The sequence below is a fragment of the Thermus tenuipuniceus genome (assembly GCF_002964845.1).
In the GTDB taxonomy this organism is placed as follows: domain Bacteria; phylum Deinococcota; class Deinococci; order Deinococcales; family Thermaceae; genus Thermus; species Thermus tenuipuniceus.
In genome coordinates this window covers 25750-33644 of the sequence record NZ_KZ672971.1, presented here as the reverse complement: position 1 = coordinate 33644, position 7895 = coordinate 25750, and the positions used below count along the sequence as shown (strand labels likewise).

The window sequence follows — 7895 nt, the reverse complement described above, 5'->3', positions numbered from 1 at the left end:
GCTATTTCCTGTTCCCCCTCATCCCCAGGAGGTAAAGGATGTCCGAACTTAGAGGGGGAGCTCAGTACTTTAGGTAGCCCTCAGGAGGTGCGGGGGAAGGTGGGGTAGGCTAAGGGCATGCGCAGGGTGCTGGGGATGCTGCCCTTACTGGTTCTGGCCTGGGCCCTCGAGGCCAGCCCCACCCCCTCTTTGGAGCTTCGCATCACCGCCAGCCTCTCCTTCCACCTCTTCCCCCAGGCGGTGGTGGCGGAGCGCCTTCCGGAGCCCCAAGGGCTCGTGGTGGTGTACCGCTATTCCCAGGCGGAGGCCATCTTCCGCTACCACGACGAGGACCTTCGCCGCCGGGGCTGGGTGCGGGTGAAGTACGAGGCGAAGAAGGACGAGTGGAAGGCGGAGTACAAAAAGGGTAAGGCCAAGGCTAAGCTTTCCGTGAAGGACAAGAAGGGCCGGGTGGAGGTCCGGCTCAAGGAAGGGGACTAGACAAGGCCAAGGCCCCCGGCTACCATATAGGGCGCGTGGGGCCGTGGCGCAGCTGGGAGCGCGCCTGAATCGCACTCAGGAGGTCACGGGTTCGAGTCCCGTCGGCTCCACCAAAAAACCTCCCGCTGCGGCGGGAGGTTTGCCTTTTGCAACTTCTAGTAACCGGTGGCCGAGCCAGGGTTCAAGAGGGGGTGCAGGCTCTGGGGAGACACGATGACCCGGGCCGGCTGGACCAGGCCCAGGGGCAAGGGGGTGGTGTCGATGGTGGCCACGGCGGAGAGCACCTTGGTATTGGTGGAGTCGTAGTAGAGGGGGTAGTCGTTGGGCCCTGGCACCAGCACCGAGGAGCAGGCGATGGTCACATCGGTCATGCCCTGGGTGATCTGGTGGGGGCGCAGGGAGGCCTGGGGCAGGGTGTTGTAGCCGCAGTCCACCGCCTGGCCGGTGTTGGTCATCACCGCTCCCATCTTGCTCAGGAAGTCGTTCTCTAAGGTGATGGCGTCGTAGTAGCCCTGCCACTCCCCTATGAAGACCACCCGCCCGCCCTCGGAGGCGAACTGCTTGAACACGTGGATCTCCCCGTTGGTGAAGGTTTCCCTGGGGTTCCAGAGGAAGATGACCTTGACGTCTGCGGGGAGGGCGGTAATGGAGCCCGCGGTGGATCCCAGTTCCTCTATGGCAAACCCTTCCCCAGCGATGATGCTCCGCATGGTGGAGAGGTTGCTGTCGTTGCACTCCCCGGTGCCGCCGCAGACCGAATCCCTCCCGCGGTCAAAGAGGACCTTAGTGCCGGTTCCCCGGGGGCCGGAGGTGATGTAGCTGACAAGGTTCTTCACCATAAGCTTGTTGTTGTCGTTGGCCATGCCCGTGTTGTCAAAGGGGTTGATGTCGTTGAAGACCACGATGTCCTTACCCGGGGGTGGGGGTGTGGTGCCGCACCGGTTCACGGTAAACTCCACCTGGCCCTGGGCCTCGCTGAAGTTGTAGCTGGGGGTCAGGAAGAAGGCGTGGCCCGCCACCTGGAGGGTGTCCCCGGGGTTAACCCCAATGTCCGCCAACGCAAAGGCGTAGGTGAAGGTGGTCACGTAAGGATCGTGGACCGCCTGGGCGGGGAAGGTCCACCAGCCACCCGGGGCCGCTGTTCCCGCATAGGCGTGGCTTTCCGTGAGCTGCCAGGGAGCGATCCCCGAGAGCCTTACAAAAAGGGTGTCCTGGGTGTTCCACACCAGGAGGTTTCCCACCTTGCCCATGGGGGCCTCGAGGACCTTGCCGCAAGCCTGGGCGGGGTCGCCCCCGGCGTCGTCCCGGGGCCCGGGAACCACCATGTTGGGCTTAACCCCTTGAGGGCTGGAACAAGCGCCCAACGCCGCTACCAATGCCAGGATACCCAAACGCCAATGCTGAGAAATCCCCATACGAATACGCCTCCCATCCGGTCTAATGAGACCAGGATTAGGGTAAACCCGATCAAGCGTTACAGGGCCGTTACAGCGTTACCGGCTTTCCAGGAGCCAGTTCACCAGGGCGTTCACCACGTCGTTATCCGCCAGGAGCTCGGGGGCTTCCACCACCTTTTGGAAAAAGGAGCGGACCATTTCCAAGGTGGGGTTCTTCAGCAGTTCCTGGACGCTCTTTCCCGCATAGGGACCCTGGGGGAGGGGGGCGGTGAGCCGGGCGCTGGTGGCTAGAGGGGCAGCCTCCTTGAGGGCCTCCAGGGTCCTTTCCAGAAGAAGCTGGTCCCCATCGGGGCCCAGGGTTTCCTTGGGGGTGAGGAGAAGGTTCCCGGAAAGGTCCCGCACCTCGAGGCCTAGGGCATAAAGCTTCCGGGCCAGGCTTTCGGGACCCACCTCCAGAGGGATGAGGGCCTGGGCCTCGCCGTAGCGCACCTCCAGCACGTACCTGCCTGGCTCAGGCAGGCTGACCGCAGGGGCCACCTCCTCGAGGGCGGCGGTGAGGGGCGGGAAGCCCAAGGGCTTTTTCTCCTGGGCCACCAGGGCACCTTCCTTGTAGAGGAGGGTTTGCAGCTCGCGCCGGGGAAGGTAGGGGCTTCCCATGAGCTTGACCTCGGGGAAGACCGCCTCCCCGGCGTGGAAGGGCCGGGCTTCCAGGTCCCCGGGGATCAGGGAAAGCTTTTTCACCTCCAGAGCAAGCCTTCCCTCTTCCTGATGCAGGCCCCTCCTTGCCGCCTGGGCCAGGGGATGCCGGGGATGGGTTTCCAGAAAGGCTTGGTAAAGCCCCTTGGCCGGAAGTCCTGCCCGTTCCGCCACATAGGCCCGGAAGAAAAAGGCCAGGGGCTCGCTCCGCCCCTCCAGGTCCTTTAAGGCCTCGGGGAAGTCCTCCCCCTCGTCCAGCCTCAGGGCCCGGTCGTAGGCGGCCTTGGCCCCCAGGAAGTCCCCGTAGATGGCCTTAAACAGGCCCAGGTTGTAGTAGGCGGTGGCGTTGGGCATGAGCTTCACCGCCCGCTTTGAGGCCAGGATGGCCCTGGGGAGATCCCCCGTGAGGTAGTAGGCCCAGCCCAGGTTGGTCCAGTAAAGCCAGTAATCTGGCCTGAGCCGGATGGCCTTCAGCAGGGCATTCCTGGCTTCCTCTCCTTTTTCGTCGGCGAAGGCGGCGAAGCTCACCTCCTCCCAGGCCAGGGGAAGCTCGGGGAAGGCCTGGGCCAGGCTGCGGGCCGCTTCCTTCCAGCGGGGGTCCTCGAGGGTCCTAAAGACCAGTTCTGCGGCGGTCTTTTCCAGGACATCCCCTTTCAGGAGGGTTTCCGTCAGCTTTAGGGCTTCCTCCCGCTTGCCCTGGGAGAGGAGGGCGAAGGCCTGGTAGGCGGGAGGGAGCTTTCCTTGCCAGAGAAGGAGGAGCCTTTCCGGAAGGATCCCCTCTAAAAGCCCGCTTCCCCGCCCCTCCTTGAGGTCCAGGGCAGATTGGTGGAGGGGATCGGGGTTTTCCCCGTGGGCCAGGGCCCTGAGCTCCTCCTCGGAGAGGGCGGGGTGGGGTAGGGAGCTGAACTTTTGGACCAGACCCTCCCCCTGGAGCCAGAGCCAGGCCAGGTCCGGGGTGGCGAACCGCCCCTCCTTGACCCCATCCCTGCGGGCTAGGAAGAGCCTCAGGCCCCCTTCCTCCTGTTTGCCCAGGAGGACCCATTCGGCCCCCGTGGCCGCCTGGGCCAGCCGGGCCCCTGCCTGGGTGTAAAGCCCTCCGGCCAGGTCGTAGCCGCTCCGCCAGGGCAGATCGGGAAGGAGAAGGGCCAGGAGGGTGGGGGGAGGGGCCTTGAGGCCTTGGGCGAAAGCCTGGGCCAGGCGGAAGCCCTGGGGGCCTTCAAAGGGCAGGACCAGCCCTTGGGCCAGGCTGAGCCCCAGGAGAAGGAGAAGGGCGAGGAAGCGCTTTGGGGTCACCATGGACGCATTCTAGCGCCTTTCCTTGAGAACCATATAAGCGAAGCGGAAAAGCCTGGGAGCCCTTTTCCAACGCTTGGGGTCCAGCCCCACCCGGAGAAGCCATTCCAGGCCGAGCCTCTGCGCCCAAGCCGGGGGGCGTCGGGCCTCGCCGGCCAGCACGTCCAGGGTGCCCCCTACCCCCATGGCCACCTTGGCCCTCAGGTGGGCTTTGTGCCGGTGGATAAAGGTTTCCTGCCTCTCCCCCATGCCCACCAGGAGGAGGTCCGGGGCCTTTTGCCGGATGTCCTCCACCACCCCTTCCTCCTCCTGGAAGTAGCCGTGATGGTACCCTACCACCTCCGCCCCGAGCCGTCTGGCCTCGAGGGCCGCCCGCTCCGCCACCCCGGGCCTGCCCCCCAGGAGGTAGACCCGGATGCCGGGGAAGCGGCTTAGAAGGGCCAGGGTGAGGTCCACCCCGGTGACCCGCTCCTTAAGTTCCAGGCCCAAAAGCCTTTTGGCAGCCCAGAGGATGCCGACCCCGTCCGGGGTTACCAGTTCCGCCTCGAGGATGGCTTGCTTGAGGGCTTGGTCCTCCTGGGCCCGCACGGCGATCTCTGGGTTCAGGGTGACCACCTGGTGGGTGCCTTCCTCCTTTAGGAAGCCCTGGATTCGGGCCAGGGCTTCCTCCATCCCCACAGGATCCAGGGGAAGGCCTAGGAGGTCTACCCGTTCCATGCCACAAACCTCTGGGCGTAGCGGTCCTGGGTCAGGCCGAACTCCACCTTGGGGAAGAAGCGCACCCCGGCGAGCCTGGGCACCACGGGATCCACCCCGATAAGGCTTGCCCGGGCCAGCTCCTCCGTGCGCCCCTCCTTGTGAAGGGCCTGGCCCTCTGGGCTTTGGAAGAGGGCCTCCTGGGGATCGGGGAAGGCTTTGAGGAGGGCGGTGGCCAGGGTGGTGGGGCCATCGGGGGAGAGACGCTTCTGCAGGAAGCCGGCCGCCACCACCGCCGAGAGCAGGGGCTCCGGGGCCCCGGAGGGCCGGAGCACCAGCCCCTTTAGGCCGCGAAGGGCTTCCAGGACCGCCTTGGCGTTGCGAAACCCCGCCACGTACACCTCCTCCTCTCCGGGCAGGAGGCTCGCGTTGAGGAGGGGAGCCACCAGGATGGCCTTTTTTCCCGCCACAGGGGTGCTTTCCAGGTCCACCAGGGAAAGCCGGCCGTGGAAGCCCTCGGGAGGGAAGCCTTCCACCTCGCCCAGGAGAAGGACCCCTTGGCCCAGCTCCTGGGCCAGAAGGCGGGCCACCTTGGGCCCTGGGGCTACCCAGACCTCCAGGGCTCCTTGGGCCAGGAGCTGGGTGAGGAGGCTCCCTGCGGGGAGGACCTCCACCAGGACCAGGGGGCCGCGGGCTGGCGTGAGGCAAAGGTCAACCCGGCACACCCCGCCATGATACCCTAGCCTGGGCGTATGCGGCTTAAGGACTTGGGCGAGCGGGCGCTTCTTGGGAAGCTGGCTCCCATCGGCTACCCGTCGGGGGCCCCCTTGCCTCCCGGGGACGATGCCGGGGGGGTCTGGGTGGGGGAGGTGGCCTGGCTTTTGAAGACGGATGGCTTTCTCTACCGGGAAGTGGCCCTCCTGGGGATGGGGCCCTTTGAGGTGGGCTTCCGGGGGGTGGCGGCCACGGCCTCCGACCTTCTTTGCAAGATGGGAAGGCCCTTGGGCTTCACCCTGGGGCTTTTTCTGCCCCCGGATTTGGAGGAGGACTTCGCCCTTGAGCTGGTCAAGGGTGCGGCGGAGGCGGCAGGGCGTCTTGGGGCCGTGCTCCTTGGGGGGGACACCAACGCCGGCGAGGAGGTGGCCCTCACCGTTTCTGGCTTCGCCCAGGCAGAGGTTCCCTTACCCCGTAAGGCCCTTCCGGGGGACCTCCTCTACCTGGCCGGGGACCGCTGGGGCAGGACGGGGGCGGCCATACAGGCCCACTACCAAGCCCGGGACCTGGGGGCCTATCCGGAGATCCGGGAGGCGGCCTTCTACCCTTTGCCCCGGCTGGAGCTCCTCAGCCTTAAGGGCCTCCTCCGGGGTGGCTTAGACTCCTCGGATGGCCTGGCGGAAACCCTTTGGCAGCTTTCGGAACAGGGGGTGCGGGTGGACCTCGAGGCCCTTCCCCTTTACCCCGATGTGCTGGCCTTCGCCGGGGATGAGGCCCTGGCCCATGAGCTGGTCCTTTACGGGGGAGAGGAGTTTGAGGCGGTGCTGGCGGTTCCCCCGGAGCAGGAGGCCCAGGTTCTGGCCCGGGCGAAGGAGGCGGGGCTTCCCCTTTTTCGCGCCGGACAGGTGTCCGAGGGGGAGGGGGTGTACTTCCTGGGCACGCCCGTAAAGCGGCGGGGTTACGTCCACTTCTAGCTATACTTGACCCATGCGGGCCTTTAAGGCGCACCTCCGGGGAATCTCCCCCTATCCCTACAAGAAGGTGGAGGCCCCGGTGAAGCTGGACCAGAACGAAAGCCCTTTTGACCTTCCCCAGGCCCTGAAGGCGGAGGCCCTGACGCGCCTGGCCCACCTTTCCTGGAACCGGTACCCGGAGATCCACGCCGAGGCCTTGCGGCAAAGGCTTGCCGCCCGGGTGGGGTGGCCGGAGGAGGGCATCGTCTTGGCACCGGGTTCCAACCTCCTCATCCTGGCCCTGGCGGTGGCGGCGGCGGCGGTTTTGGATGTAAGCCCCTCCTTTCCCCACTACGCCCATGCCGCCCGGGTGACGGGAACCCCTTACCGGGCTATACCTTTGGAGGCCGGGGAGGAAGGGTTCGCCTTGCCTTTGGAGGAGCTTCTTTCCGCCTTCCAGGGTGGGGTCCTCTTCCTGCCCAACCCCCACGCCCCCACGGGGGCCCTGTTCCCCGAGGAGGCCCTTTGGGCCCTGGCCGAGAGGGCCAAGGAGGCGGAGGGGCTACTGGTGGTGGACGAGGCCTACCGGGAGTTCGCCGGTACGGACTTTAGCTCCCTGGGACGGGGAAACCCCCATGTGGCCTTTTTGCGCACCTTTTCCAAGGCCTTCTCCCTGGGAGGGGTGAGGGCGGGTTATTTGCTGGCCTCGCCGGAGGTGGCCGCCCTTGTCCGCGAGGTGCTTCCTCCCTTTGTCCTTCCCGCCCACACCGGGACCATCCTGGAGGTGGTCTTGGAAAACCCCGGCTACGTGGAGGCGGTGGCGGCTCATGTGCGGGCCGAGCGGGAGCGGGTTTATGAGAGGCTTAGGGGCCATCCCACCTGGCGGCCCTATAGGAGCCACACCAACTTCCTGTTGGTGCGGACCCCGGATGCCGAGGAGGCTTTCCGCCACCTTCTCGCCCAGGGGATCCTGGTGCGCAGGCAGGACCACTACCCGGGCCTTTTGGGGTGCATTCGGGTCACGGTGGGCTCCAAGGAGGAGATGGACGCCTTTCTTAAGGTGGCCTTCGAGGTGGCCTATGCGTGAGGCTTCCGTGGAGCGGGTGACCGCGGAAACCTGGGTGCGGGTGCGCCTGGGCTTGGATGGACCGGTGGGGGGCGAGGTGGCCACGGGCCTTCCCTTCCTGGACCACATGCTCCTCCAGCTCCAGCGCCACGGGCGTTTTCTCCTGGAGGTGGAGGCCAAAGGGGACCTCGAGGTGGACGTGCACCACCTGGTGGAGGATGTGGGCATCACCCTGGGCCAGGCCTTAAGGGAGGCTTTGGGGGAGGGAAGGGGCGTGGAACGCTACGCCGAGGCCTTTGCCCCCATGGACGAGACCCTGGTGCTTTGCGTCTTGGACCTCTCGGGGAGGCCCCACCTGGAGTACCGCCCGGAGGCGTGGCCCGTGGTGGGGGAGGCGGGGGGGGTGAACCACTACCACCTCCGGGAGTTTCTAAGGGGCCTCGTCAACCACGGCCGCCTCACCCTGCACCTTCGGCTTCTTTCGGGAAGGGAGGCGCACCATGTGGTGGAGGCCAGCTTCAAGGCCCTGGCCCGGGCCCTGCACCGGGCGACCCGGATCACGGGGGAGGGGCTTCCCAGCACCAAGGGGGTGCTTTAGGG

At 66.3% G+C, this 7895-nt stretch carries 8 protein-coding genes and 1 tRNA gene; 5 read left to right on the top strand and 4 right to left on the bottom strand.

Annotated features, from left to right (window positions below; translation table 11 throughout):
* The first annotated feature begins 117 nt into the window (after positions 1 to 117).
* On the top strand, positions 118 to 480 hold the full coding sequence (locus C2847_RS04945) for a hypothetical protein (RefSeq protein ID WP_105317356.1): 363 nt from the start codon (positions 118 to 120) through the stop codon (positions 478 to 480).
* Positions 481 to 517: 37 nt separating this feature from the next.
* Positions 518 to 593 (top strand) — tRNA-Ala (locus tag C2847_RS04940).
* Between the two features lie 42 nt (positions 594 to 635).
* Here C2847_RS04940 and C2847_RS12520 read toward each other — a convergent pair.
* The 4 genes from C2847_RS12520 to C2847_RS04920 all read right to left on the bottom strand — a co-directional run bounded on the left by C2847_RS12520 (position 636) and on the right by C2847_RS04920 (position 5287).
* Positions 636 to 1805: a motility-associated ABC transporter substrate-binding family protein gene (locus C2847_RS12520; protein ID WP_244187355.1), complete on the bottom strand. Its 1170-nt coding sequence runs from the start codon at positions 1803 to 1805 to the stop codon at positions 636 to 638.
* Positions 1806 to 1973: 168 nt separating this feature from the next.
* Positions 1974 to 3869 carry a tetratricopeptide repeat protein gene (locus tag C2847_RS04930; protein WP_105317355.1) on the bottom strand — a complete coding sequence of 632 codons (1896 nt, stop codon included), beginning with the start codon at positions 3867 to 3869 and terminating at the stop codon, positions 1974 to 1976.
* 9 nt (positions 3870 to 3878) lie between these two features.
* Entirely contained in the window at positions 3879 to 4583 is a 705-nt protein-coding gene (locus C2847_RS04925; RefSeq protein ID WP_105317354.1) for a WecB/TagA/CpsF family glycosyltransferase, read from the bottom strand.
* Positions 4571 to 5287 carry a 2-phosphosulfolactate phosphatase gene (locus C2847_RS04920; protein WP_015716527.1) on the bottom strand — a complete coding sequence of 239 codons (717 nt, stop codon included), beginning with the start codon at positions 5285 to 5287 and terminating at the stop codon, positions 4571 to 4573. The genes C2847_RS04925 and C2847_RS04920 overlap by 13 nt, the downstream gene beginning before the upstream one ends.
* A 27-nt stretch (positions 5288 to 5314) precedes the next feature.
* Between C2847_RS04920 and C2847_RS04915 the strand changes: the two genes are divergently transcribed.
* From C2847_RS04915 to hisB, 3 genes are read left to right on the top strand one after another with little or no spacing between them, the layout of a single operon-like run.
* Positions 5315 to 6250 (top strand): thiamine-phosphate kinase, encoded by a 936-nt coding sequence (locus C2847_RS04915; RefSeq protein WP_105317353.1) that lies wholly within the window; start codon positions 5315 to 5317, stop codon positions 6248 to 6250.
* A 13-nt stretch (positions 6251 to 6263) separates the two neighbouring features.
* Complete coding sequence (locus C2847_RS04910) at positions 6264 to 7316, top strand: pyridoxal phosphate-dependent aminotransferase (RefSeq protein WP_105317352.1); 1053 nt, start codon at positions 6264 to 6266, stop codon at positions 7314 to 7316.
* Positions 7309 to 7893: an imidazoleglycerol-phosphate dehydratase HisB gene (gene hisB / locus C2847_RS04905; protein ID WP_105317351.1), complete on the top strand. Its 585-nt coding sequence runs from the start codon at positions 7309 to 7311 to the stop codon at positions 7891 to 7893. The genes C2847_RS04910 and hisB overlap by 8 nt, the downstream gene beginning before the upstream one ends.
* Positions 7894 to 7895 lie beyond the last annotated feature (2 nt).

Bases quoted from the DNA above. Each gene is read 5' to 3' on its own strand.
- C2847_RS12520 (WP_244187355.1), bottom strand. From the start codon at position 1,805: ATGGTGGTTCCCGGGCCCCGGGACGACGCCGGGGGCGACCCCGCCCAG.
- C2847_RS04930 (WP_105317355.1), bottom strand. From the start codon at position 3,869: ATGGTGACCCCAAAGCGCTTCCTCGCCCTTCTCCTTCTCCTGGGGCTC.
- hisB (WP_105317351.1), top strand. From the start codon at position 7,309: ATGCGTGAGGCTTCCGTGGAGCGGGTGACCGCGGAAACCTGGGTGCGG.
- C2847_RS04915 (WP_105317353.1), top strand. From the start codon at position 5,315: ATGCGGCTTAAGGACTTGGGCGAGCGGGCGCTTCTTGGGAAGCTGGCT.
- C2847_RS04910 (WP_105317352.1), top strand. From the start codon at position 6,264: ATGCGGGCCTTTAAGGCGCACCTCCGGGGAATCTCCCCCTATCCCTAC.
- C2847_RS04945 (WP_105317356.1), top strand. From the start codon at position 118: ATGCGCAGGGTGCTGGGGATGCTGCCCTTACTGGTTCTGGCCTGGGCC.
- C2847_RS04925 (WP_105317354.1), bottom strand. From the start codon at position 4,583: ATGGAACGGGTAGACCTCCTAGGCCTTCCCCTGGATCCTGTGGGGATG.